We start from the raw sequence: 25124 nt of genomic DNA on the forward strand, positions 1-25124 counted from the left end.
CCTTTTCGTCCGCTACAGGCGCGGGGTAAATCGATGGTTGATGAGCAATTCGATGTCGTCGACGTCGCTGATGGAGAGCAGTTGCAGCCCACCCGGTGCGCCGTCCGCATCGAAGGTCGTGAATTCGAGCGTCCACTGCGTGTTCGCGACGCTGCGTTCTTTGAAGAATGTATTCTCTGGAACGTTCGGCAGAGTGTCCGTGCCCGCGGGATTACCAAGTTCAAGGCGAATCGGTGCGCGCAAGCTCTCGCGGAATTCGAACGTCTCGCCGCCATCTTGAGTAAACCACACCCGGCTGGAGTAAGGCGTCATTTCATTGACCACCTTGTCTGGGTTCGCCGGATCGTAAGTGCCCACGTCAACATTGCGGACCAACTGCGCTCCACCATCTGACAGGTACCCGTTGATGAAGCCGCTCTGCCCCATGTTGCCGGGCACGTTGATCTTGATCCACTGAATCTTGTCGAGCCACGTGCCCAACTCGACAGGCTGTCCCTGATTGTCGAATTGAGGCCCCAGGAAGAACTGGCTGCCGGACGGCGAGAAGGCAGTGCTGAAGGTGAAGGAAACGACATTGTCGCCACTGTCGCGCGTTAATTCCTGCGATTCCAGGTAGCTTCGGAAAGCGACCTTGGCGCGAACCAACTCGCCGGTGATGGGATCCGGGTAGTAGAGTGGGTTGCTGCTGTTGTCGAGATCGCGATAACCGAGGACGTCCTCGCGCAACGAAATCACGTCCGTGTTGGTGCCCGTGCCGGGCCCGAACGACTGGGCACCGTCGTAGAGTTCCATAGCCGCAAGCATCTGCGAGAGCTCGCGTGAATTGCGCGTCTTGTAGAGTTCTGCCACCGACCAGGTACGATCGCCAACCGTGCGTTCGAACGGCTGATTCCACTTATACTCGAGCGCCCGCGCCGTGTAGAAGAGCCAGTCCTGCGCTTCGCGGAATGTCTCGTGCGCGCGCTTCACCGATTCCTGCAAACGCAGGTAATGCAGCGGATCGGCGTAGAAGCGTTCGCTCGCGAACTGGGCGTCGTCGTTGTAGAAGCGCTCGATCTGCGACAATTCGTTGTAGAGCGTCCCGAGGCGAACAGTTTCCTGGCGCAGCGTCAGTTCCGCCTGCTGCGAATCGATCGCCAGCGTCGCCAGTTCCAGCACGTAGTTCTTGACCAAGGCCTCGCTGTTGGCATCGAGAATCTGGTCCTGCAGGTCCGTGATCTGCGCGTCCTCCATGGCGGAGAGGCGCTCGATCTGCCCCTCTTTCTGGCCGATCGCTTCCTCTGCGGTGGTCTGGACGGCGACATTTGCGACGCCAACGACGGCCGCATAAATCGCAGCGCCTGCTCCCAGTGGACCGGCTGCGAAGATATTGCCGATCGCATCGCTGGTCGCCTGGGCGGTGGCCTGAGCGGCTCGCCAATGGCCGATTTCTTCACGCAATCCGGCGCGCTGATTCCCATACGAGATCTGCACTTGCTGAATGGCGTTGTTGACGCCAGCTTCGATTCCGCGTCGTTCGATCTCGATCTGGATTCTGCGATAGACGTTGTTGATCTTCTGTTCGTTCTGAGCAATCTGGTTGCGCGCGATTTCAATGCTGACCAACTGATCCGCGATCAAGCCGGTCGCCGGATTTCCCGGATCGTAGTTTGCATCGCCGGGCACAGCCCCGACGAGTTCGAAGGCTCGATCGTCGCGGTCGCGCTCGATGTCGAAGTAGTTCTCGTCCAACTGATCCTGGTATCCGCGGTAGTCGATGTAGCGCGTCTGTGCGCGTTCGAATTCGGATTGGGCCACTGCGAGAGGGCGAATCGGTGGGTCGGTCAGCTCGCTGATCCAGGTGGCCAACGTGTTGTAGGAATCGAAGAAATCGCCGGACTGGCCCTGAAAGCTCGTCGTCAGAATCAGGAAATCGGGCTGGAACCCGAGGGGGTTTAGCTTGCCGTCAAGAATTCTGCGAACCTCGGTCAGTTCGCGGATGCCATCCTGCCAACCATCGATCGCGGCCTGCAGACCGGAGTCTGGAATCGACTGCGGATCGAGATTCGGGAAAACTCCGAGCAGCATCTGACCGTCCAGGTATGCCTGCTGATAGCCTTCCCGAATAAGATCCTGAGCGGCCAGACGATTGGGATCGTTGTCGTCGTTGGGATCGGCAAGGAGCACATACAATCGCGCTGCATCGGCGAGGCCCGAAGTGTAGTCCTGCAGCACGCCCATCAGGAGCAGAAGCTCGCGGTAGCCATCGTACAGAACGGGATAATCGGCTCCGGCTCCATCGATTGGAACGTTGAGAACCTCGCCGTTTGTTCCCAGGTATTGTGCTGCACGGCCGGGCAATTCGGGGACCTGATTCTGGAAAAGGAAATATCCCAGCGGAGTGCCAGCGGAGTAGCTCGAATCGAAGTCGCGAATCTTGAAGGCGAACGAATCGTTCAGCAATTCGCTGTAGTCATCGAGCACGCGGCGATAGATGGGAAGCAGCCCGTCGGGATCGGTCCAGATGGCGAGTTCGCCGGGGATAGTCGAGTCCGGGGGACTGCCGGAGAGGATATCCAGACGAAGCTGGTTCAGTTCATCGTGCTTCGACTTTGAGAACTGCAATTCTGCCACGGCGCGATCGTAGTACAGATCCAGAAGCGCCTGCTGCAATTCACTGTTGAGAGGATCACCGATCAGTGCATTGCGCAATTTCCGTTCTGCTTCGAGCACAATCGCGCGTTCGGTTTCGCCGTACCAATCCGACATCATCTCGTATCGAGCGCGAATCGGCGCATCGGTATTCGGCTGGCCATCGTTATCGGTGTCGTCGTGCTGAAAGAGGTAGACCTTGTAGCGGAAGGCGGCCGCCGACGCACCGCGCGAGTTGCTTTGGTAGTACAGCATTGCGCGGACTTCATTCAGGACGTTTTGAGCGCTCTCCGGCGATGCCGCCTGCGGGGCGACCGGTTGACCCATAGCAGCGCGCTCCAGGTAGATGGTCCCGTCCGAAGATGCGCCCGCACCGATTCCGCTGAAGGCTGTGACTCCATTGCCCGAACCCGGGCTACCGGTGATGTTCGAGTATCGCGGTGTGATCTTGATCGTCGCGTCGATCTCGTTCTGCGGCACTCGCGGGGAGGCAGCGCAGAGAGCCGTCGAACCGGCCAGAAGGACCGTGCAAAGGAGGCGTCTATTCATCGTCGTGCCTCCATCCCGCGAACGAGATCGGGCGGCGTTTGTGGCACGGCCTGTGGGCGTCGCATCATGGTGAATGTTCCAACGACAGAGCGATCGAGATACGAATCATCCGCGCTCGTTGCTGAAACGCGCTCAGTCACATGCCCACCGACGAAGCCATCTTTGATCAAGACACCTTCATCACCTTTGTTCGCACGGAACTCCAGCGTGCGCTGCATGCCTCGTCGAAAGAGCAACTCATCCGGCGACACAGAAATGGGGACGGAGTCAGCCGTGAAGACCTGATCGGTGAAGAAGACGTTCATCAGATTGTATTCGCCAGCAGCGAAGGAACCGTTGCCATCGCTCATCAACTTCGCCGTCGTGTTGCTGCCGTTCCGCAGGATCTCCATCGTAAATCCATAGTTGAAGAACCCGCTCTGAATCGTGCCATCCCAGGTGCGATCATTGTCCTGCAAGTAGACCGTATGGACCTGGGGAGCCCCGAGGTCGTAATTGGCGGTATCCAGCAGCAGAAGCTCGATCGTCTCGGCATCCTGCTCGACAGTCGAATCGTCCAGGATTTCGATGGGAAGCTTGAAGTCCACGCCATTCACGGTCATCGAATTCGCCGTGCCGACGTAGTCCTGGCCCGCCGATGCCGTGCCGCCGACTGACCACTCGACGGTCCCGCTGAAAGGCCGGTCGAAGTAAACTTCGATTTCGATCTGCTGGTTGCCTTCCTCGGTGGTGGTAGTGGCGGCGGCGAAACTGACCTTCGGCGCGCCCCCTTCATCGGTCTGGCGCCGCAGGTCGGCGCTGTCGACGACTCCGTCCCCGCTCTTGTCGGCTGCGACAAGTTCCTCTGGCGTCAGCTGCACGCGCCCCAGCATCGCACCGGCGATGTCCTGGGCCGAGGCGGCACTCGCGATCGCCAAAAAACAAGAAAGCGCCACGCCACCAAACAGGGAGCGCAGCGCAAGGCACTTTCGACAACTTCGGGGATCCATCAAGCCGCCTGGGAGGCCGCAATCAGCACAGGTCGCCACGGCGACCCGTTGAGGAGTGAAACCTGCAATCGGATGAGATCGGCCAATCGAGTATCTTGACCACGGAGGGCAGCACGTTTAGTGCCGAGCATTCGAGATCGGACATACGGAGAGAAGCGGCCGTTTCTACTCCTGCCAGGCAGCGCTAAGGAACCAACCGAGGCGGCGGGGATCGCCGTTGTGGAGGACTTCGTCCGGACATGGTGCACCGGGGAGCGTCAGAAGAACGCGCAACTCGTCGCTTTCATCTTCGGGCAATTCGACTTCGCGGATCGTCCAGACGTCGGCGTCGAGTTCAAGATCGATGCAGGATTCATTGATTTGGAGCGTGCCCCGCAGGGTATCTTCCACCAGGCCACGAGGACCCGAAATCAAGAGACAGAGGCGTTTGGCTCCCTCGCGCCGACGCAGCCGCAAGACGGATTCTTTCCGTCCGGCGCGATAGACCACGCCGCAACGCCCGTCGCGCTCGCGCTCGTGCCAGCCGCTCTCGTAGTGGGGATGGTCGTTCCGACCGGCCAGGGCTGCAGTGTCCAGCACCAGGCCGGTCATTTTCGCCACCTGCGAAGGAATCCGCTGCGGGTGCGGGAATCCTGGTTGTCGAGTTCGCGCTGCAGATCGGCCGCCTGTTGCTCGGCCCCGGCAAGTGCGAGCTTCAGTCGCTCGTTGATTTCGGCTGCGGGCGAATCGCCCGACTGCGGCGGCCGTACGGCGGACTCGATGACCGCTCGCAGCATTGCGCTGTAGGCAACGCATGTGCCTCCTTCGCTGTCACTCGGTTCGGGGAACTGGGCGGGCGGATTCATGTGAGCCTGATCCTTCGGCTGCGCGACAAGGATCCAGCGGTACGGCGTGAATCCACGCTCGCCCTCTGCACCAACAATCTCGAAGTCTCGACCTTCTCCATCGCCGGCTGCCCGTTCGTCCAGATTCCGCAGAGCTTCGTCCATGGCATTCCAGGATTCATCCATCGACTCGGAGAGCTCGTGCGCCATCTGCAGCCAATTCCACAGCGCCCAGTCGAGGAGCGGTGCGCTGCGTACAAGAGCGACGATGCGATCGTCAGGGAAGAGCCCGACTGTCTCGCGAAGGTTTGGCAGACCATAAGCAACGTGTTCGTGCAGCCACGGGTGCTCTTTGCCGGTCAGCACAATGTGCGCATCATTGAGCTGGCTCTCGATGATCCGGACGGCAGGTTGATCGAACGGCGCGCCAAGGATGACAGGGCCGCGCGAAACGCGCACGAGTTCGGCGATGAAAGCCGCGCGCCTGCCCGGCGCGATATGCTCGAATGCATCGGCGGTGAAGACGGCATCGAACTCACCGTCGGCAAAAGGGAGTTCCGCCCCGTCCGCAACGCGGTAGTCGTCCAGTTGTGCATCGATCTGGTCGATGGTCAGAGCCGTCGCGCCTGGGTGGGCGTCCTTCAGCAATCGCGCGAGATTGCAGGGATATCCACCGACGTCCAGGAGAGAGGGCTTCTCCGGCAAGCAGACGCATTTCGAGATCGCCACCATGGCGGCGAATCGACGAGCAGTATCGTGTGCGAGGCCGGTCATCTTCATCATTGGATCAGCGCTGTTTGCCTTCAATGCAGCAGAGCAATGTGGCGGCGGCGGCGGCCAGTCGGCGATCGAATTTCTGTTCAATGTCTTCGGTGAAATCAGCAGTCAGCTTCATGACGAACGGGTTGAAATTCTGCTTCATGAAACCCACCGGACGGCCGTGGAGCGTGAAATTGTAGCTCTGGGGAAGAACCAGTGCGGCCGCACTGATGAATCGCCGCACCAGAGCAAGATCGGATGAGTCTTCTTGAATCAGGCCGATCTCGCGGTCTTGCGTATCGAAGATTAGCCACTCGTCCCGCACGAAGGACTTCAGTCCCTTGCGCTTCAACGCGCCGATGTGTACCTCTCCCCCACCGGAGACATCGTGAATGTCGTATGTCGCGGCGATATCGATGATCCGCCGGGCGCGAATTCGCAGCAGCGGCTCCTGCCGCTCGATGTCGGCGTAGACAGTGATGTCTTCCTTCAGCTTGAAGCCCTTCATATGCGTGAAGAGCAGCAGGTTCATCATCTCGTCGTACGTGTGCATCTTGCGACCGATGAACGTGAGGATCTTGCGGCGAATCAGAAAGCGATCATGCTGCAGCGACGGGTGCAGCCCCGGTTTCAGGGGACGCGACTCGGAGCCGGCAAAGGAATCCTGCTGCGGCGAAGGAGTCGGTGGGAACTCAGATGGTGGCGATGCGGGAGGCTGCTGAAACGGAGGAGGTGTGGGCGTAGGTGTCCATCCGGGTGGCGGTGCCGTTGGGCCTTGGTTCATTGCCATGATCGGGGACCTTTCACTCTAAACAACCAGTCGCTTCAGTTCCGAGCGGGGCACGAAGATCGGCAAGTGGAAAATCCGTGGGGCACAAGCCTACTTCAGAATCTCGCTGCGCATCTTCTCCCAGTCGCGTGCTTTCGGCTCGTAGGCTTCAGCCTCATCCAGGAACTCCTTGGCGCGGTCCCTGTTGCCGGATGCCGCGTAGCAACGTGCCACGACAAGGTTGAGCGCCGATCCGATCTGGGCGAGATCGTCATCCAGATTCGGGGATGGCTGAGGCGTCCGCCTCACAAACGGCATCAGCACGGTGACCGCCTCGGAATACTTGCCCTGTTCCTCGTAGATCTGCCCGACGTTGAAGGCGATCCACTGTGCATTGATCCAAAGGTGGTCGATGCCGTCCGAATCGCGTTCGAGTTCTTCGCTCAGCAACTGGCGGAGCTCCTCAAATTCCAGCAGACGATCGATGGACTTGTCGTGCGGCGCGATTTCCTTCGCCTGGCGGTACAGCCGTGCAGCCTCCATCAGGTTGTGCAGACGATACTCGGCGTGCCCTTGGAAGAGCACTTCGTTGGCACGCTGAGTCTCGCCGATCAGGCGCTTGGTCTCGTCCGGATTCGGCACCGAGCCAGGCACAATCAGATCCCACGCGGGGACCTGGATCTTGTAGAGATTCCCCATGTTCATCGCGACCGGCCGCGAATCGTATCCGTAGCGCGGCGACAGAAACTCGATGATCGGGAAGTCGGCGGTATTGAGCGGTCCGTCGCCCACATAGTGGTCGATGCCGCGCTCGTCGGTCACAAACGAAGCGATCAGCTTGTTCGGATCGCGCAGACCGATCTCTTCGAGGTCCGCCTGGATCGCAGGCAGTTCCAGGCCCTTCAGAACCTTCGAATAATCAATCTTCAGACCGCCCTTCTGGCCGATGAAAAGGCAGTAGTGGGTGGGCTGGTTGGTGAAGTACCACACCGTCATTTCGGGGAATACTTCGTGGAACGTGCGAACGACGATGCGGAAGGCTTCGTCACTGAGACCGCCAAGCGGCATCCAGACCACGACAAGTCCGTCATCTGTGATGTGTTCGCGACAGAGTTCGAAGTACTCCTGGTCGTAGAGATTCGCATTGGTCTTATAACGCAGATCCGTGCAGTCCGTCGCGATCACATCGTACACGGTGCCGGTGAAACGGAAGTAGGCGCGCGCGTCGTCCACGACGACTCGATAGCGGGGATCGAAACTGCGGAATCCGGGAGCAGGTTCGATCGTGTAGTCGCCAACGGGATGAACAGCTCCGGTGATGTGTCCCTCGGGGCCGACTTTCTCCAGCGCATCCTCGATGATGTCCGTCTTGTAGAGAATGCCGTGGTTCGCGTCGGTCAGAGACGGTGCGGCCTCAAGCACAGACGTCGTGATCTCGATCGCGTGAATCTCTTTGATGTCCGGGTAGAGCGTGTACGACCAGCTCGCGCCGCCGGCGCCGAATCCGACGGTCGCCACGCGGGTTGCTTCGCCACCCAGGAGGAGCATCGGCGCGTGCGCCAACGTCTTTTGGTCGGTCTGAAGGACCGGGTCAGTGCCGGCCACGCCGACATCGTCCACATAGATCGTGCGCCAGCCGCGAGCATCTTCGATGACGGAGACCGTCGCCAGGGGGCCTTCGTGATAGTAGGCCATCGACTCACCAACGGTGAGTTGCTGGTACTTGATGTCCATTGCTGAAATGCCAACGCGCCCGATCACGAAGGCGATCACAAGCAGCGAAACGATGATGATCGCGGGGCGCTGCTTCCGGGAGACTTTCGGATGCACGGCCAGCACGGTGACGCCGATCAGAAGCGAAATGCCCGACAGAATCGTCAGGGTCAGTGTGATTCCGAGCAGCGGAATCAGCACGAAGCCGCCCAGGAACGATCCGATGATCGCACCCAGTGTATTCAGCGCATAGACCTGGCCGACATCGCGCCCGAGTCGTCTGAGCGAACCCACGGCGATACGCGCCACAATCGGGAACGCCATGCCCATCAGCAGTGTCGGCAGACCGAGCGAAAGCGCCGTCTTGATCATCACGTTGCCGACGGCCGCCCACCAGTTCAGCGCACCTTCCTTTGCCGGGTCCAACTCGGGAAGGAAGAGGAAGCTGGGGGTGGGCGCATTGATGATGAAGATCGAAAGGGCACCGGTCACGCCGATGCCGAACTGGATCAAGACGTACACGAACAGGTGATCGCGCAATCTGTCGACGAACGCCTGCATGATGGCGCTGCCGATGGCCAGACCGAGCAGGAACACCGTCAACATGCCGGCAAACGAGTAGGTCGTCGCCTTTAGTGTTTCAAAGTTGAAGATCAGAGAACGCGTCCACGAAACCTGGAACGCCAGTGCCACAAGGCCGCTGACGAGGTAGGTTCCCAAGACGATGCGAACAACGGAGTCCGGGATCTCAAGGGAATCCCCGGAATTGATCTCGGGGGCGGGCTGCGTCTCTGTTTCCTCGACGGGCTTCACGAGGAGTGAGCGCCCAAGACCAACGGCCAGGATCGTCACGAAGACATTGATTGCGGCGGCAATCAGCGTCGTCCCGTGTACGCCGAAACGCTCGATCAGGAAGAAGCCGGTGACGAAGACGCCTATCACTGCGCCCGTTGTGTTGAGGGCATAAAGCCCGCCAACTTTCTTGCCGACCGCGTGCAAGTCATGCGTGACGGCTCGGGAAATGACAGGCAGAGTCGCACCCATGAGGGTCGTGGGAATCAGCAGCAAAACGACAGCGATCACGAAGCGGACCAGGCTGAAGAAGACGAATGCCGCCTCGCCGCCTGGCGAGTAGAAGGTGCCAATGATCGGCGTGACGATTCGCAGCAGGAACGGAAATGCCAGGGCGGCGATTGCGATGCCGAGTTCCAGGAATCCGTAGAACATCAGCGGCCGGTCCATGCGATCGGCGCGCTTGCCCAGAAGCCACGAGCCCAGCGCCAGGCCGCCCATGAAGGCTGTGAGTACCGTCGAGATCGCGTAAACCGTGGAGCCGAAGAGCGTCGTCAATTGGCGCGACCAGACGACCTCATAGATGAGGCCACTTGCACCGCTGAGCAGGAACATCAATGCAATCAGCGATCCGCGCCCCTTCCCGATGGCGGATGCCTGCCCCTGTTCCTGTGCCGTGCTCTGTGCCGATTTGTTCGTTGCCGTCATGATGCCTGGGAAATGCCTCCCGCGAAAATGCCCCGCAGGCTTGTCCAGAGCGGCGGGGCGAGGCAACGAAGAAAAGGAGGTTTCGGCCATCCTCGATCGGGCCTGCTTTCCAGTCACTTGCCCTTGCTTCCGCCGTTCGTTCGCGCTTTGGTATGACATGGGATCGTAAGGTGGAAGAGAACGCCAAAGAAACGGGAAGCACATGTCCACACTGATTTTGAACGGCGAATCGCTGAAAATCGAGCAGTTAGGAACCCTGGCCGAGATGCGCCCCGCGGGCATCGGTGAGCGACGCGTCTGGGTATCTCCGGAGGCTCGCGGCAAGGTCCTGCGAGGCCGTCAGATTATCGATCAGGTTGCCGGATCGAATACTCCGCACTACGGCATCAATACGGGGTTCGGGCCGCTCTGCACGAAGGCTATTTCGGACGAGGACCTCAGCACGCTGCAGCACAATATCCTCGTCAGCCACGCAACCGGAGTCGGCGACCGCGTGCCGGATCCGATCGTGCGCCTCATGCTGGCCACCAAGATCAACTCGCTCCTCAAGGGCTTCTCGGGCGTTTCCTGGGAACTGATCGAAGTCCTGGTCGAATTCCTCAATAACGACGTCCTCCCGCACATTCCACGACAGGGCTCTGTTGGGGCCTCCGGCGATCTGGCGCCATTGGCCCACATGGGCCTGGCACTGCTTGGGCTCGGGAAGGTTAGCCATCGCGGCCATGACCGCGACGCGGCCGATGTACTGCGCGAGTTGAAGATCGCGCCGGTCAAGTTGCAGCCCAAGGAGGGCCTGGCGCTTCTGAACGGCACGCAGTTCATGTCCTCCTATGGCGCCTTGTCTCTCTTCCGTGCGCAGCGCCTGCTGAGGCTTGCCGACATCAACGCGGGCCTTTCGCTTGAGGCGATCCGGGGTTCTATCCGGCCCTTTGATAAACGCGTCCAGGAAGTTCGTCCTCTCCCCGGCCAGCGCCGCGTCGCAGAGAACATCCGCCGCATCATGGAGGAATCGGAGATACTCGAATCCCACAAGGATTGCTCAAAGGTTCAGGATCCCTATTCACTTCGGTGCGTTCCGCAGGTCCATGGCGCCAGCCGTGATGCGATCTCTTACGCCTCGCGCGTGATCGAAATCGAGATCAATTCCGCGACGGATAACCCGCTGGTCTTCGACAATGGAGACGTCATCAGCCAGGGCAACTTCCATGGCCAGCCACTGGCCCTCGCACTGGATTTCGCCGCGATGGCGCTGGCGGAGATCGCCAACATCTCGGAACGCCGCACATACCTTCTCCTCGAGGGGCGCGATGGCTTGCCGAAGCTGCTGATGAAGGACACCGGCCTGAATTCCGGGTTCATGATGCCGCAGTACACGGCCGCGGCGCTGGTTTCGGAGAACAAGGTCCTCTGCCACCCCGCTTCGGTAGATTCGATTCCGACATCGCTTGGCCAGGAAGATCACGTCAGCATGGGCAGCATCTCCGCAACGAAGCTGTTGCGCGTGCTGGAGAACAGCGAAGCCGTGCTGGCAATCGAGACGATGTGTGCCTGCCAGGGCGTCGACTATCGGTCTCCGTTGTCACCCGGTATGGGCGTGGCGGCCGCACTGCACCGCGTACGCCAGGACATCAGCCACGTCGAGAAGGACACGCTCTTCGCTCCACTGATGGAAACTGCGACTCGCCTGGTGCGATCGGGAGCCATCGTGAAGGCCGTCGAAGAGCGAGTCGGTGATTTGAACTAAGGAGCGCGATCATGATGAAGGTCGATACCGAGGGCGTCAGCGCGCCCCGCGGAACGAAGTTGCACTGCAAAGACTGGCAGCTCGAAGCGCCGATGCGGATGCTGATGAATAACCTGGATCCGGAAGTCGCTGAGGATCCGGGGCACTTGGTTGTCTACGGCGGAAGCGGCAAGGCCGCCCGCACGTGGCCGGACTATCACAAGATCATTGAAGCGCTGCAGACAATGGAACCCGATGAAACGCTGCTCGTCCAGAGCGGCCGTCCCGTCGGAGTGTTCCGCACCCATCCGTGGTCTCCGCGCGTTCTGATTTCGAACTCGATGCTGGTTCCCAAATGGGCAACCTGGGAGGAGTTCCGTCGCCTGGAGGAAATGGGGCTGACTATGTACGGTCAGATGACGGCCGGCAGTTGGATCTACATCGGCACCCAGGGAATCCTGCAGGGGACCTACGAGACTTTCGCCGAGGCCGGCCGCCAGCACTTCGGTGGTGATCTGGCAGGGCGTCTTGTCGTGACCGCGGGACTCGGCGGCATGGGCGGCGCCCAGCCTCTTGCAGCGACGATGGCTGGGGCGACGTGCCTGGTGGTCGAGGTCGATCGCAACCGGATCGAACGTCGATTGGAAACGCGCTACCTGGACAAGATGACCGAGTCGCTGGATGAGGCGCTCGCCATGGCGACGGAAGCGAAGGAGAAGAAGCAGGCCATTTCCATCGGTCTGCTGGCCAACGCCGCAGACGTGATTCCCGAATTGGCGCGTCGCAAGTTCGTCCCTGATCTGCTGACCGACCAGACGAGCGCCCACGATGCGCTGAACGGCTACGTGCCGAACGGCATGTCATTGGAAGAGGCGATTCATCTGCGTGACGAGTCGCCGTCGGTGTACGTGAAGAAAGCCATGAAAGCGATGGCCGCGCACGTGGAGGGCATGCTGGCGCTGCAGAAAATGGGAGCGCACACGTTCGATTACGGCAACAACATCCGCGCACAGGCTCAGGAGGCCGGTGTTGCGAATGCCTTCGACTTCCAGGGCTTTGTCCCGGCGTACATCCGGCCGCAATTCTGCGAAGGCCGTGGCCCGTTTCGCTGGGCAGCGCTGAGCGGTGATCCACATGACATCAAGGTCACGGACGAAGCGCTAATGGAGCTCTTCCCCGAGAACGAGGGGCTGATCCGCTGGCTGAAACTGGCCGGTGAGCGCGTCAAGTTCCAGGGCCTCCCCTGCCGCATCTGCTGGCTGGGCTACGGCGAGCGCGAGAAGGCGGGCCTGCTGTTCAACAAGCTGGTCCGCGAGGGCAAGGTCAGCGCACCGATCGTCATCGGGCGCGATCATCTGGACTGCGGATCGGTCGCTTCGCCGAATCGCGAGACGGAAGGCATGCGCGACGGCTCCGATGCGATTGCCGATTGGCCGATTTTGAATGCGCTGGTGAACACGGCGGCTGGCGCCACTTGGGTGTCCGTCCACCACGGCGGAGGCGTCGGAATTGGGTACTCGATCCACGCCGGAATGGTCGTATGCGCCGATGGAACGCCGGAGATGGACGAACGGTTACGCCGCGTCCTGACGACGGACCCGGGAATGGGTGTGATTCGGCACGTGGACGCAGGCTACGAAGAAGCCATCCGCATGGCGCGCGAACACAGTCTGAAGATTCCGGGATTCAAGTGAGGTCGACGCGACTTAGTCTTTCAGCAGCGTCTTGATTTCCGCATTGAAGTCCTGCAAATCGCGGAAGCCCTTGTAGACCGACGCATAGCGCAGGTACGCGACAGGATCGAGGTCCTTGAGGCGCTTGAGGACCAGCTTGCCGATGCGTTCCGAGGGGACTTCGCGCTCGGCCTTTGTCAGCAGATCGCGTTCAACGTAAGTAATCACCCGCTCGATCTGCTCCTCGCTCACCGCGCGTTTCTCGCACGACTTCTCGATGCCGCGCCGGAGCTTTGCGATGTCAAAGGGCTCGCGGGTCTTGTCGCGTTTCACGACCACGACTTCAACGCGTTCTATGGACTCGGAAGTGGTGAAGCGCCGGCCGCACTTCTGGCATTCGCGCCGACGGCGTACGGAATCGCCCGCCGGTGAGGGGCGGGAGTTTACAACGCGCGTATCCGGAGCGCCACAGTAGGGGCAATTCATGGACGGGCCTCGGGGAAATGGAGAAAGCGAATCGGCCCCCGATACGCACGGGAGCCGATTCGAGAAACCTTACAGGTTACGATCGATAGCGGCCTGAAGGGTCGATTTCGGCACGGCGCCGACGATGCGGTCGACTTCCTGGCCACCCTTGAAGATGACGAGTGTCGGGATGCTCTGAACGCCGTACTCGCCGGCGGTGTCGCCCGCTTCGTCCACGTTCAGCTTCACGACCTTCAGCTTGCCGTCATTTTCGTTGGCGAGCTCTTCGACGATCGGGGCAACGCGCAGGCAGGGGCCGCACCAGGTCGCCCAGAAGTCGACGAGAACGGGGGTGGAGGAATTCAGAACTTCCGCCTGGAAGTTGGAGTCGGTAACCGCAAGTACATTATCTGCCATTTTTCTTGGTCCTTAACCTCAATATGTGGTGAGTATGGGGAGGACTTTTTCCGCGAGTCAAGTACGGACTCGTCCTCGTTGCCTCTCACTTCGACTGTGTGAGTTGCACAGCCTGTGCCAAGTCGAGTCGCCCATCGTAAAGGGCTCGTCCAGTGATCGCGCCGGCGATATTCTTGCGCTTCAGGTCCAGGATCGCTGTCACATCTTCGAGGCTTGAAATCCCGCCCGATGCGACGACCTTCATGGGCGATACGGCGCGCGCCATCGACTCCAGCGCAACGAGGTTTGGACCAGACAACATCCCGTCCGTGGCGATGTCGGTATAGATGATCTTCCGGCAGCCCCAGTCGAGCAGCCCCCGCGCGAAATCAAGCGCCTGAAGGCCCGACTTCTCCGTCCAGCCGCGCGTCGCGACGATGCCGTCTTTCGCATCGACGCCGACGATCACGCGATCGCCGTGACGGTTGAGCAGTTCGCGAAGAAACCCCGTATCTTCAACGGCTCGCGTGCCGATGATGACGTCGCGGACGCCTGCCTCCCACGCGGATTCAATGTCCGGCATCGTGCGCAAACCGCCCCCGAGCTCAACGGTCATGCGGGAGGCTTCGCAGATCTGGCGGATGACTTCGAGGTTCGCCAGTCGACCGTCGAACGCGCCGTTCAGATCGACAACGTGCAATCGAGTGGCGCCTGCCGCCTGGAATTGCTCCACAAACTGCACGGGATCGTCGGAGTAGACGGTGCGCTCTTCGCGCTTTCCCTGCGAAAGACGAACGACCTGCCCATGATGCAGGTCGATCGCCGGAATGATCTCGAAGCGATTGGACACGATCACATCCCCATGATGTTATAGCCGGAATCGACAAACAGAATATCGCCGGTGATGCCAGAAGCCCAAGGACTGAGGAGGAACAATGACGCGTTGGCAACCTCGTCCATTGTTACATTTCGACCCAGTGGCGCACGGTTCGCCACTTCGTCGAGCATTTCGCTGAAGCCCGCGATGCCGCGCGCGGCCAACGTCTTGATCGGGCCGGCGCTGACGGCATTGACGCGAATGTTCTTTCGCCCAAGGTCCCAGGCCAAGTAACGCACGGTCGCCTCGAGGGCGGCCTTGCAGATTCCCATGACGTTGTAGTTCGGCACGACGCGCTCGCCGCCCATGTAGCTGAGCGTCAGCACAGAGCCGCCGCCGGCATTCTCGAACAACGGCATCGCGGCCTTCGTCAAGGTGATCAACGTGTGAACGCTGATTTCCTGGGCCAGCTTGTAACCGTCGGCGGATGTGTCGACGACGCCGCCTTCCAGATCTTCCTTCTTGGCGAAGGCGACGGAATGCACGAGCATGTCCAACCTGCCGCCGAATTCATCGCTGATCTCGCCAAAGGCGCGGTCGACCTCTTCGGGCTTCGTGGCGTCCATCATGACGCAGGGAAGCGGCGGATCGAATTCGTCGGCCAGGCCGCGAACACGCGGTTCGAGGCGGTCGTTCTGATAGGTTAGCGCCACGCGGGCGCCTTCGCGGATCAGCGCCTGGGCGATGCCCCAGGCGATCGAGTTCTTGTTTGCAACGCCCACGATCAGGGCGGTTCTTCCTTCGAGAATCATGAATTCATTGCTCTCCAGGGTCGAAGCTAAGCGGCGATTCGAATCGCGCGGATGGTGAAGGCCCGCGCGGAACGAGTGCAAGGGGTGACTTTTGCACTTCAGCCGCGGAAGTTCGGGAGAAGAGCAATAATGGAGCCACAGATGCCTTGGATGCACACAGATGGGGTCTACTGACGGTTAGTTGACTGCTTACTCAATTTAATCTTAATCTATTTCGTTTCAATGTTCTGCACGAACCAAGCAAGCGCTTCGCGTCTCCCGCGGCAGCATACCGCGATTTCAGGCTTCTCGACCGCTCGACAGCCTGCTCCGAAGAACGCGTCGGCGCCCCGATCTGTGTCCATCCAATCCATCTGTGGCTTGAATTCTACGTCGTGTACTCAGCGTTGATCTTCACGTAATCGTATGTCAGGTCACAGGTCCAGGCGGTGGCCTCGGCGGTGCCTGCACCGAGTTCTACGTCGATCAGGATCTCGTCTGAGGTCTTCAGATACTCCGCAATCGCCGGTCGATCATGCGGAGCGGGCTGGCCCTTGCGGAAGACAACAGCCTTGCCGAGCTTGATGACGACCTTGGCCGGCTCGAAGCGTCCGCCGCTGTAGCCTACGGCACAGGCGATTCTCCCCCAGTTCGGGTCGTGTCCGAAGATAGCGCACTTCAGCAAATTGGACGATGCCACGGCCATCGCGACTTTTCGCGCATCTTTGACATTGGTGGCCTTACGAGCGCGAACTGAAACCAGCTTGGTTGCGCCTTCGCCGTCGGCGGCGACGCTTCGGGCGAGCTCACTGCAAACGGCTGTGATCTTCTTCTGGAACTTCGCGAATTCGGGGTCAGAGACCTTCAGCGAGGCATTCCCCGCCGCCCCATTCGCCATCACGACGACCATGTCGCTGGTGGAAGTATCCCCATCGACCGTCAGGCAATTGAACGTCTCGTCGGCAGCCGTGGAGAGCGCCTTCTTCAGCGCAGGCTTTGCGACGGCGGCGTCGGTCATCACGTACACCAACATCGTCCCGAGGTTCGGGTGGATCATGCCGGAGCCCTTCGCGATGCCGAGGATGCGGATCGTTTTTCCTCCGATTCGGACCTTCGCGGTTGCGGTCTTCGATACTGTGTCGGTCGTCATCATGGCGCGACCGACATGGAGGATGCCCTCGGAGGTCAGTTCGGCATCGCCCAGCGCCGCCAGACCGGCGCGGATGCGATCGACCTTCGGCACCGTGCCGATCACACCGGTCGAGCCGACGAGCACTTCGGTTTCGCCGCAACCGGCGACTTCGGCTGCGGCTTGGGCTGTATCGCGAGCAGCCTTCTCCCCCGCCGATCCCGTGCAGGCGTTCGCCTGGCCAGCATGCACGACGAGCGCGCGGATGGCACCACGCGAGAGATGGTCGCGACAGACCTTGATGTTCTCGCCGGGGAACTTGTTGCGGGTAAAAAGAGCGGCCGCGACGCATGGGCGATCGGAAACGATCAGACCCAGGTCGTCGCGGCCGGAAGGCTTGAGACCGGCGGCGGTGGCACCGGCACGAAATCCAAGGGGAAAGTCTGTCAAGACACTCTCCGAGATTTGAACCGGCGTCGGCGCGCGATCACGTCATCAGACGGACCACTTCCGAATGCCGGTTTCGTTGGGATCGGTGGAGAACCAACGCTCCGTCACAACCTTGTTTTCCGTCCAGAACCGCAAGCCGTCCTGGCCGTGTCCGTGAAGGTCGCCGAAGAAGCTGTTCTTCCAACCACTGAAGCTGAAGTTCGCCATGGGCACTGGAATCGGAACGTTGATTCCAACCATGCCGACGGTGCACTCATTCATATAGCGCCGTGCGGCGCCACCCGAATTTGTGAAGATGGCCGTGCCGTTGCCGAACTCGTGGTTGTTCACCAATTCCAACGCTTCGTCGAGGTCCTTCACACGAAGGACAACGAGCACGGGGCCGAATATCTCTTCTTTGTAGATCGACATATTCGGCTTCACGTGATCGAACAGCGACGGGCACAAGAAGTGACCGTTCTCCGTTCCCTCGCCGACGGGCTGACGCTTGCGGCCGTCGACGACGAGCTTCGCGCCTTCTTCAACGCCCTTGTCGAGGTAAGAGGCCACGCGATTGCGATGCTCGGCCGTGATGAGCGGACCCATCTCGGATTCCTTTTTGCAGCCCGGGCCGACGCGCAGGTTTTCGGCTTCTTTCGCCAGCGCCTCAACAAGCGGATCCGCCACGTCGCCGACTGCGACGACTGCGCTAATCGCCATGCAACGTTCGCCGGCGCTGCCGTATGCTGCCGCCGTCAAGGCGTGCACCGTCTTGTCCAGATCGCAGTCCGGCATGATGACGCCGTGGTTCTTCGCGCCGGCCAGGGCCTGGACGCGCTTGCCGTGGGTGGAACCGTGCGAATAGACGTGCCGCGCGACTGGGGTCGAGCCAACGAAACTCACAGCCTTGATATCCGGGTGCTCCAGAATGCCATTCACACAGTCCTTTGCGCCGGTGACCAGGTTGAAAACGCCCTTCGGCATGCCGGCCTTCTCGATCAACTCCGTGACCAGGATCATCGTCAGCGGATCCTTCTCGGAGGGCTTCAAGACGAACGTGTTACCGGCCGTGATGGCGATCGGGAACATCCACATCGGCACCATGATCGGGAAGTTGAACGGCGTAATGCCCGCGACGACGCCGAGCGGGAAGCGAACGGACTTGCAGTCGATCGACGCCGACACGTCCATGATCGCTTCGCCCTTCATGTGATCGAGCATCCCGCAGGCCCACTCGACCTGGTCGATGCCGCGGCGAACTTCGCCCATGGCGTCGGGATAAGTCTTGCCGTGCTCGCGGCTAAGACCGGCGGCGATTTCTTCCTGCTTCTCCACCAGCAGCTGGCGGAGATTGAACATGACGTCGCAGCGCTTCTGCACCGGCGTGTCGCGCCATGCGGGGAATGCGGCCTTTGCGGCAGCCACGGCGCGATCCACATCGCCACGTCCACCGAGGGGCGTGCGCGCGATGACTTCGCCCGTCGCCGAATCGGTCACATTTTCAAATTCCTGGGCTTCCGAGTCCACCCACTCCCCATTGATGTAAATCTTCAGCGGCTCGAGGCCGGACGCTGCGGTTGGGGTCATTATGTGAATCCTCCTGAGAGTCCTTTCGCGACCCCGCCGGACGGCCACCCGCCCCGGGACGCGGCTTTCTTTCGACCAAACGTTCGACGCTACGGAAACAAGTGGCCGGAAAGCAACCTTGTTCTTTCAGGGTGCGAGGGGGCGGGATTCAGTTCGGCCACGGGACCGAGAAGATCTCGACGCGGTCCAGATACAGGGCGATGCCAGGGTCTATGCCTTCGGAGAAGGGATCGACCAAGAGGTCGAAAGACGTGAGCAGGCTCTGGCTAATACCAACGTTCGCGGGGAAATAGACGATGTAGTCCCGCGGGGCGTTCTCGACAGGGCTGAAGTCCGCGGACCCTGTCGAGGCAACGACGGTATAGCGGCTGGCGCGGAAGAACGATTCATTGAAACGAAGCCGGAATGTGGGTACCAGGTCCGCATTCGAAACGTTGGTGCTCACGGAGAAGATGCCGTAGTAGAGCCGGTTTGCCTCGATCGTCACGTTGTTGGCGGGATCGGTACTCGATCCCCAGAAGCCGAATTGGAAGCCATCGATGTTGGCGACTTGAATTCCTAATCTTCCATTGATGGTATCGTATGCGAAGAGCGGTTCGGCGTACGTGGGACTGAGGGACGCAGAAATCCACCCATCCTGGCCCTCGTCGAAGGTATAGACGTGTTCCAGGCGCGGATTGGAAAGTCCGAGATTTCCGGCCCCTTCGATCGTGGCGGTATCCAGGGCCAGCATCGCCGTCGAATTATCGCCGGGATCGAAGTTGAGCATGTCGAATTGGCACTGGAACTCCTGGCTGCTGAAGGGGGCCTGGAAGTGCATCACGTATTCGCGACCTTCGGGTGTCGGCGAGTAGGCGGCATCGGCATTAGAGTCGATGTGCAGGACGTCGGCAAACTGGCTGTTCGTGGCGGTGACGCGCACACGAAAGCTGGGAACCAGGGTTGGCGTGGGTTCATTCGTTCGAACGCGGTAGGTCAGCACAATGGTCGGCGGGCCGGTCGTCATATGGACGGGCAGCGCGATGATCTGAGGAGTGGACTGCACTCCCATCGGTGCCAGTGCCATGACGGGGGATTGCCAGATGCCAACGAGATTGCTGCTTCCCGTTCCGGTCATTTCCAGCGCGCCGTTGGTTCCGGTGCTTGTCGAGAAGATCGGTGAATCGAGCGGGGGGACAGTGAACGACTGCCAGCCTTCGGCGTCGTCCGAGAATTGGTACTCGTGATGAGCCTTTGCGAGTGAAGTCTTCGGAAGGAGGATCACGCGCACCCCAACGTCGCCGAAGCGGAGGTTGGAGAAGGCATCTTGCTTGGCCTCTCCCTCTGTCGGCCAGGATTGGGAAGTTCCCGCTTCCAATTCCTCATCGCCCGAGAACTTGTAGAGATGCGTGAGGTAGCAGGGATCAACCGTCGTTGTGCCGCAGGCAACTCTCTCATCCCAGTAGTGTGAAGACCACTCATCCAAGCTCGAATCCATGTCGCGCATCGTCAGGGCGTCGCGCTGAATGAAGACATAGTGCCTCCGGTTCCAATCTGGGAGGATGGCTTCGAATTCGCCCTGGCCAGTCGTCCTGAGATACTGCTCGAGCTGCTCGAGTTTATACTCGACTTCGGCTCGACTCATAGCAGCGGCTGACTCCCCCATTGATCCAGACACCGTTGAACCGGGAAGGGAGTTCCACTCTTCAGCGGTCATCTCCATCTTCGCGATGTAGTAGTCGCGATAAATCCCCCACTGCGCAGGACATGGTGGCGTTGGAACATACATGAAGTTCATGTGGACATTGCCCGGAAGATCTGCAACGAAGTCGACCGAAGCGGCTGTGCAGCGGGCCTGAACGCTGACGATGCAAACAACGGCGATAATCACAGGAGTAGCTGACCTGCCAATCATGATCCTATACCCTCCCAAGGGATCAAACGTGAGCACGGTTTATCGGAAAGAAGCATTCATGACAAAGGTCTCACAATTGCCCGCAATAGGCAACTGGACTCTTGCCAAGAGGCCCGCCAGAGATGGCAGAGCCTATGAACTGTGCCAAAAAAAAGGGGCCGCAAATGCAGCCCCGAATGCTCATATTGGATGTGCGTGCTGAGCCCCTATCTTCCCTCTCCCCGGGGCGAGGGAAGGGGATTCCGTTGTAGCGGAGGTGGAAGGTCAGGAGCCTTGTCTGGATCGGCGATATCCGATCCGACGTGGAAGACACCGTGGTGAAGCCGTCCCGTTATGGTTCCCGGTGACTTGAAGCAGAATGTGTTTTCGCATCCGACGCCAGTTACTCGACCAGATCATCGGGCACGGAGTAAATGTCGACTCTCTCCAGATACACAGAACCGCCCGGTTGCAAAGTCTCCACGCCCGGCTCGGCCAATAAGTCGAATGAACTGAGAAGGTACTGGCCCACTCCGATCCCGGGACTCAGGAAGACTGTGTAGAGGCGCGAATGCCCGGGAGTCGGACTGTTCTCTGCGGTTCCGGTCGATGCAACTGTTGTGAGCTGGCATGCCCGGAACAGCGATGTATTGAGACGCAGGCGGAATGTCGGGACCAGATCAGGATCTTCGATGTCTGAACCGACCTGGAAGTTCGCGTAGTATAATCGCCCCGGCTCAATGTAGACATTATTGTCTGGATCTGTCGTGCTGGACCAGAATCCAAACTGGAAATTCGGATTGTCTGCCGGTTTGATTCCAAGGCGACTGTTGTCCGAGTCGTAGGTTCCACTGGCTGGATCGAATGTGCCTTCGAGCGTGTAGAACTGCCAACCGTTGGTTCCCGTTGTAAAATCATAGGAACGCTCGAGCCGAGCTTCGTGGAGCAAGTTATCCGGCGCGACGCGCACTTCCATCCAGTCCAACATGACCTGCGCCGATGGAGAATCCTCCGGTATAAAGCCGAGCAGGTCGAACTCGCAATTGAACACGCGGCTGGTTTTTGGGGGGATGAAGTACAGGGTGTACTCCTTGCCCTGAGGAGTTGGCGAATACGCGCCATCGTAGTATGAAAAGACCGATAGCAGATCGCTGTGCTGGCTATTGAGTGCGGTCTGACGGAGACGGACTTCCGGAACCAATGTTGGGTCCGCCTCGTTCGTCAGGATTCGGCCTGAGACCTGAAAGATGCGTGTCCCATCGACCTTCGGAATCTGCAGCAGAATTGTGTCGTTGAGGGTCGGACCATCGTTTGCAGCGTAGAATTCAAAGGGTGGCGAATGCCAGATCCCAACGAGGTCTTCGTTGTTCGTTGCGGTCATCCCCAGAACGCCTGGATCGCCCCACTCTGTGAAGAACCCAGGGGCACTGAAGGGAGGCCACTGAAATGCCGTCCAACCTTCGAGCCCTTCAGTGAATGTGAACTCATGCGATGGGTAGGGAGTCGGTATAGGCGACGGCGTGGGCGTTGGAGTCGGAGAAGGTGTGGGGACCGGCAAACCATCGTACCGTGTCAGAATGCGGAAACCGTAAAGCCCCCGACGTCGGTCGGGAGTGTCGCTACGTCGGCAGGCGGATCGACAGATCTCTGCACCATCGTACCAGCCGCCGCCGCGAAGGACGCGTTTCGTTCCGGTGTCCGGCCCTGTGGGATCGAGGGAGGGGCTCACGCTGTAGTAGGTCGCCGAATAGTAGTCCTGGCACCATTCTCGTGCGTTGCCGCTCATGTCGTAGAGCCCCCACGCATTCGCCTGCCACTGCCCCACCGGACGTTCGTAGGCTGTCGACATCAAAACGGTATTGGCTTCGAACCACGCATTGCCCAAGATGAACGTCTCGGACAAGTCGTCGCCCCAATAGTAGCGTGTCTGTGTTTCGGCACGACAGGCGTATTCCCATTCCGCCTCCGTTGGCAAACTGAGTGCGAGATCTCCCTGTGCTGTGTCCAGGGCAATCTGGTTCAGGGCAGCGAGAAACGCCTGGGCATCGTTGTATGAAACATTTGTCGCCGGGCTGTTCGGGTCATCGAGGTAGCTCGCATTTTCCTCCCAAGGACGTGTCCCCATGACGGCTTCCCACTGTCCCTTTGTCACCTCGTATGTGCCCAGAAAGTAGTCCGTCCCGATCACAACCGTGTGAGGAACCTGTTCATCCGCTTCCGAGTCTACCACTGTGACGGCCGATCCCATGCTGAAGGAGCCGGCAGGTATTCGCGTCAGTTGCAATGCGGATCCGTCCGGCAAGTAGACGGCCCCGATGTCGCGATCAGACTGTGCCCACGTTGCAACTGCGAGTAGCGATAGACTCAAACCGACTGCAAACGACCGGAGTCGTTGAGTTGATGTGCGCATGGTTCCTCCGATTCCCGCCAATAAGTCCGTCCTCGATCCAAGGTCAGTCGTTTACTGAGTAGATCTGAAGCTGTTGCAGGTAAATCGAACCGCCGGCCTGCAGATTCTCTCTGCCCGGTTCGGCCAGCAGATCGAATGAACTGATCAGGTATTGTCCGGTGCCGATCCCAGTGCTGAGAAAAACCGTATACGAACGGGCATCTGCACGTGTGGGGCTGTTTTCGGCGCTCCCGGTAGAGTTCACGGTGGTGATGTGGCAAGCTCGGAACAGCGAGGTATTGAGGCGCAGTCGAAAAGTCGGTACCTGATCCGCCTCACGGATGTCCGATGCGACCCTGAATACGGCGTAGTAGATTCGTCCGGGCTCGATCAGAACGTTGTTTGCTGGATCGGTTGTTGAGGTCCAGTATCCAACCTGGAAGTCCGGCGTGTCAGCGATTTGAATGCGAAGAGCATTCACATTCTCGCTGTACTCGCCAATTGGCTCTGCGTACTGGTCTGCCAATGTCTCGAAGGTCCAGCCCTCAGCGTCCGTGTCGAAGTCGTAGGATCGCTCCAGCCTCGGGCTTGAGAACAAAACGTCGGGAACCCAGGTTACGGCTGCCCGATCAAGCATGACGGTCGCGCTTGGAGAATCATCGACATCGAAGTTCAGGAGATCGAATTCACAGTTGAACGGAGAATTCGAAGGGGGCGGTTTGAAGTACAGGCGGTACTCTCTGCCTTCCGGCGTGGGTGAGTATGCCCCATCATAGAATGAGAAGAGGGATAACAAATCGCTTTGCTGAGCATCGATGGCGGTGGTGCGCAAACGAACTTGAGGCACGCGCCTCGGATCGGTTTCATCGGTTGATATTCTGCCCGTCAGTGCGAGAACGCCTGTGGGAGAAGAGGCAGCGCGATCAGCGTTCTCTTCTCCCCGTGCTGAGCCTTCTAACGCGTACTTCACGGGCGGTGAATGCCAGATCCCGACGAGATCCTCATTCCCAGTACTTGTCATGCTGAGGCTTCCGGAGCCTTCGTCCTCCCATGCGAATTCCGGCGCACTGTAAGGAGGCCACTCGTATGGTTCCCATCCCTCGTCTCCATCTTCAAAGTCCCACACGGGCTGACAGTCATTGACGACCCCCTCTTCAGGGAAGAACGCCACTCGGCATCCGACCCATTCTTCCTGTGGGTACGGTTTTGGGAAAACGATTACATACTCTCCCGTCGGGATACGGGTGCGGCAGGGGTAGCTAGCGGAGGCGGCGGCGTGGTGCAACTCCAAGCTATCAACGGAACACTGCGCGAGATAATCGTAGTAATTCCCCCCGATTGAGTATCCCGCATACGAGAAGAGATTGTCGTTGTCATAACCCGGGTTGGCCGGTCGGCACCAGAGGTATTTAGCCGAGGTCCATTCTGAAGCATTCCCACTCATATCGTAGAGTCCCCAGAGGTTCGGCTCCTTCTGACCAACGGGATGCAGACGAAGGTGAGAACTGCTCCAGTACCAGGCGCAGTCAGAAGCGAGCGACTCATCTTCCCCCCAATAGAAACGGTCGGTTCCTCCCGCCGAATAAGCATACTGCCACTCATCGATCGAGGGCAGTCGGAACTCGCCCCTGAGTTCGGGATAGAAGAGCCGAATATATTCTGTAAGCTTGTTCGTGACAATACCGGCCCGAGGCTGAGAAATGTCAGTCTGGGGAAGATGAATGTCAGGATCCGCGTAATCGATGGATGGATTTTCCCAATCCCCGAACAGCGAATCCCACTGGGCGCGCGTGACTTCAAATTTCCCCATGTAGAATCCGTTTCTGATGCTCTCCGATTCCTGTTCCCACGGATTCGGGGGGATTGCGCTGAGTTGAAGTTCTATGTCGCCGGGCAGGCGCACCACGAGATCCTCAGCAGAGTAAAGGTCCTGCGCAGCCAGGGGAAGAGCCAATAGTAGCACGACAACCAGCGCCGTGGCCCGTATTGCCCCCGAGAAAGTCAAGAGGCGCAAAGAAGAATCAGATCCCATCATATCCCACTCCTCCAAAACGCAGAATTGACCAGTGCTCCCACCCGTGAGCCCATCTATTGACAAGCTTTCACAGATCGCCATCC

General features: G+C 59.6%; 17 protein-coding genes. 2 read left to right on the top strand and 15 right to left on the bottom strand.

The window, feature by feature from the left end:
• Positions 1–12 precede the first annotated feature (12 nt).
• The 6 genes from KQI84_01985 to KQI84_02010 form a co-directional block, all read right to left on the bottom strand.
• The gene (locus KQI84_01985) at positions 13–3180 is read right to left on the bottom strand and encodes a hypothetical protein (protein MCB2153629.1); all 3168 of its coding nucleotides are present in this window, start codon (positions 3178–3180) and stop codon (positions 13–15) included.
• Positions 3177–4169, bottom strand: a complete 993-nt coding sequence (locus KQI84_01990; GenBank protein MCB2153630.1) for a hypothetical protein — start codon at positions 4167–4169, stop codon at positions 3177–3179. Before KQI84_01990 ends, KQI84_01985 begins: the two co-directional genes overlap by 4 nt.
• 165 nt (positions 4170–4334) lie before the next feature.
• On the bottom strand, positions 4335–4760 hold the full coding sequence (locus KQI84_01995; protein MCB2153631.1) for a hypothetical protein: 426 nt from the start codon (positions 4758–4760) through the stop codon (positions 4335–4337).
• Positions 4757–5776: a class I SAM-dependent methyltransferase gene (locus KQI84_02000; protein ID MCB2153632.1), complete on the bottom strand. Its 1020-nt coding sequence runs from the start codon at positions 5774–5776 to the stop codon at positions 4757–4759. Before KQI84_02000 ends, KQI84_01995 begins: the two co-directional genes overlap by 4 nt.
• 4 nt (positions 5777–5780) lie before the next feature.
• Positions 5781–6374, bottom strand: coding sequence for a hypothetical protein (locus tag KQI84_02005; protein ID MCB2153633.1), 594 nt, complete (start codon positions 6372–6374; stop codon positions 5781–5783).
• 258 nt (positions 6375–6632) lie between these two features.
• On the bottom strand, positions 6633–9734 hold the full coding sequence (locus KQI84_02010; protein MCB2153634.1) for a fused MFS/spermidine synthase: 3102 nt from the start codon (positions 9732–9734) through the stop codon (positions 6633–6635).
• A 202-nt stretch (positions 9735–9936) separates the two neighbouring features.
• Here KQI84_02010 and hutH point away from each other — a divergent pair, with 202 nt between their 5' ends.
• Positions 9937–11478, top strand: a complete 1542-nt coding sequence (gene hutH, locus KQI84_02015) for a histidine ammonia-lyase (GenBank protein MCB2153635.1) — start codon at positions 9937–9939, stop codon at positions 11476–11478.
• Positions 11479–11489: 11 nt separating this feature from the next.
• Positions 11490–13151 carry a urocanate hydratase gene (gene hutU, locus KQI84_02020; GenBank protein MCB2153636.1) on the top strand — a complete coding sequence of 554 codons (1662 nt, stop codon included), beginning with the start codon at positions 11490–11492 and terminating at the stop codon, positions 13149–13151.
• Between the two features lie 12 nt (positions 13152–13163).
• Here the strand turns inward: hutU and nrdR are convergent, their stop codons facing one another.
• From nrdR to KQI84_02065, 9 genes are all read right to left on the bottom strand, one after another.
• Positions 13164–13616, bottom strand: coding sequence for a transcriptional regulator NrdR (nrdR, locus tag KQI84_02025; protein MCB2153637.1), 453 nt, complete (start codon positions 13614–13616; stop codon positions 13164–13166).
• 69 nt (positions 13617–13685) lie between these two features.
• Positions 13686–14012 carry a thioredoxin gene (gene trxA, locus KQI84_02030; GenBank protein MCB2153638.1) on the bottom strand — a complete coding sequence of 109 codons (327 nt, stop codon included), beginning with the start codon at positions 14010–14012 and terminating at the stop codon, positions 13686–13688.
• 85 nt (positions 14013–14097) lie between these two features.
• Positions 14098–14823 (bottom strand): 1-(5-phosphoribosyl)-5-[(5-phosphoribosylamino)methylideneamino]imidazole-4-carboxamide isomerase, encoded by a 726-nt coding sequence (hisA, locus tag KQI84_02035; GenBank protein ID MCB2153639.1) that lies wholly within the window; start codon positions 14821–14823, stop codon positions 14098–14100.
• A gap of 20 nt (positions 14824–14843) precedes the next feature.
• On the bottom strand, positions 14844–15620 hold the full coding sequence (locus KQI84_02040) for an enoyl-ACP reductase (protein ID MCB2153640.1): 777 nt from the start codon (positions 15618–15620) through the stop codon (positions 14844–14846).
• 367 nt (positions 15621–15987) lie between these two features.
• Complete coding sequence (argJ, locus tag KQI84_02045) at positions 15988–17178, bottom strand: bifunctional glutamate N-acetyltransferase/amino-acid acetyltransferase ArgJ (GenBank protein MCB2153641.1); 1191 nt, start codon at positions 17176–17178, stop codon at positions 15988–15990.
• 45 nt (positions 17179–17223) lie between these two features.
• Positions 17224–18744, bottom strand: a complete 1521-nt coding sequence (locus tag KQI84_02050) for a CoA-acylating methylmalonate-semialdehyde dehydrogenase (GenBank protein ID MCB2153642.1) — start codon at positions 18742–18744, stop codon at positions 17224–17226.
• A 148-nt stretch (positions 18745–18892) separates the two neighbouring features.
• On the bottom strand, positions 18893–20638 hold the full coding sequence (locus KQI84_02055) for a hypothetical protein (protein MCB2153643.1): 1746 nt from the start codon (positions 20636–20638) through the stop codon (positions 18893–18895).
• A 382-nt stretch (positions 20639–21020) separates the two neighbouring features.
• Positions 21021–23027 (bottom strand): formylglycine-generating enzyme family protein, encoded by a 2007-nt coding sequence (locus tag KQI84_02060; GenBank protein ID MCB2153644.1) that lies wholly within the window; start codon positions 23025–23027, stop codon positions 21021–21023.
• Between the two features lie 43 nt (positions 23028–23070).
• A complete protein-coding gene (locus tag KQI84_02065) occupies positions 23071–25041 on the bottom strand; it encodes a formylglycine-generating enzyme family protein (GenBank protein MCB2153645.1) in 1971 nt (656 codons plus the stop codon).
• Between the last annotated feature and the right edge of the window lie 83 nt (positions 25042–25124).

It is taken from the genome of bacterium (genome assembly GCA_020444065.1).
In the GTDB taxonomy this organism is placed as follows: Bacteria; Sumerlaeota; Sumerlaeia; order SLMS01; family JAHLLQ01; genus JAHLLQ01.